Source organism: Pseudalkalibacillus sp. JSM 102089, from assembly GCF_041366475.1.
Taxonomy (GTDB): Bacteria; Bacillota; Bacilli; order Bacillales; family Guptibacillaceae; genus Guptibacillus; species Guptibacillus hwajinpoensis_B.
In genome coordinates this window covers 1-1,776 of record NZ_JBEWYW010000033.1, presented here as the reverse complement: position 1 = coordinate 1,776, position 1,776 = coordinate 1, and the positions used below count along the sequence as shown (strand labels likewise).

Annotated in this window: 2 protein-coding genes; both read right to left on the bottom strand. The window is 43.6% G+C overall.

Translation table 11 applies throughout. The annotated features are described in order from the left end of the window. Nucleotides 1-704 (bottom strand): ATP-binding protein (locus tag ABVF21_RS22690; RefSeq protein WP_371019076.1); only part of this gene is annotated, 704 nt, incomplete at its 3' end. Further along, a partial coding sequence (istA, locus tag ABVF21_RS22685; RefSeq protein WP_371019075.1) for an IS21 family transposase occupies nt 701-1,776 on the bottom strand: 1,076 nt, incomplete at its 5' end. The genes istA and ABVF21_RS22690, both read right to left, overlap by 4 nt.

The window sequence follows — 1,776 nt, the reverse complement described above, 5'->3', positions numbered from 1 at the left end:
ATTATTATTTTATAAGAGTCATGTACAATCCGGTCAAGAATCGCATCAGCTACCTGGGCTTGTCCGAGTTTGGAATGCCACCCTTCGGGTGAGAACTGGGAACAAAAGATGGTAGAAGTCCGCTTGAGCCTCGCGTCGATAATTTCTAAAACGTGGAGCACTTGATCTTGAGACAGCTCACTCAGGAGCCATTCATCCAATATCAATAAATCAATCGATCTGTACTTTTTAATCAGTTTGCGAAAACTTCCATCTGCCTCATGTTTGGCAACTGCGAGTTCATCCAATAATTCGGGCAATCGGATATATTTCACCTTGTAGAACTGCCGGCAGGCCTGAATGCCGAAAGCATTTGATATCCATGTCTTTCCATTGCCTGAAGCGCCCATAAGGATAATATTATGATGCTTCTGAAGATAGGTGCCGGACGCCAGCTCTAAAATTAACTGCTTATCCAACTTACGGTCAGCGTGATATTCGATCAGTTCAACGGCTGCGCTCGAGTCATCAAATGTGGCTTGTTTAATCAATCGGTCCAGCTTATTCGATCTTCTGCGATCATATTCTGTATCCACCAATAGGTTAAAACGATCATCAAAATCCATGCCTTGGAAGTCTTTATTTTCATTCTGTAGTTGATATAACTCCGCCATTCCACTCATCTTCATGTCCATTAACTTTCGTAAGGTTTCTTGGTTAATCATTTTTTATCCCTCCCAAAATAGGTAGCGCCTCTGGTAAAACCATAGTCCTCTGTTTGCGGTTCTCCAACTAGCTGTTTGTTCACTTGCTTTTTCTTCTGCCTCTCCAAGATACTTTTAAGAATGGCAACAGTGGGATGGGAGGATATCTCCAGTAAGGTCTTGGTCGCTTCCTCAAGCTCAGATTCCGTTCTTTTAGAGGCTGTACTTCTCAACCCGTTCAATATATTCAAAGCTTTCTTTTCGACATTTGTTTTCAAGATATGTTCAACTAGTCGTTCCGTATTCGGTCCGACAGTCCTTGCCCATTTCCGGTTGTTTTCTGGATTGTGATCGAGATAAAGCCGATGGTGGTCTGGCATGTGATCCGGATTTGTGGCATATGAATCTTCTGTTTTTTGTTTACGTGGATGGGATGCAATCCGCACATCTTTAAAGTACAATTCAATTACATCCGCAGTGATTCGGACATCGACATCCTCGCGGACGTATTCATAAGGGACGGAATAGAACTTATAGTCCACTTGAACGTGGTAGTTCGGTTGAACTTTGGCAGTCGCCCATTCCGTCATCTTGAACCGTGTTGGAGGTAGAGGATGAAGGTGGCTCTTCTCCTCTTCTTCAAACACTTTGGACCTAGAACCCTCGCGCTTTTGGAAATTCATCGTATTGATTTCTTCCAGTTTTTCAAAGATTCGTGCATTTAAATCCTCTAGATGAAAACACTGATAGTTTCGTAGTGATGCAATGATCTGCCTTGATATGTATCCGACAGTTCCTTCTACACTCGCTTTGTCTTTCGGCTTTCTGACGCGACTGGGCACCACAACCGCCCGGTAGTAATCGGCTAATTCCCGGTAAGCTTCATTGATCATTGGATCGCCCCGATGGGGCTTAGTCACGCCTGTCTTCAAATTATCAGGTACCAAAGCCTCGGTAACGCCTCCAAAATATTCGAATGCATGAATATGTGCACGCAGCCAGGAAGTTGATTTCATATCAAGAAATGCCTCTACATAACTCAACTGACTGTAGGGAAGGGTTGCAATGAATACATACGCTGGTATAACCTCGC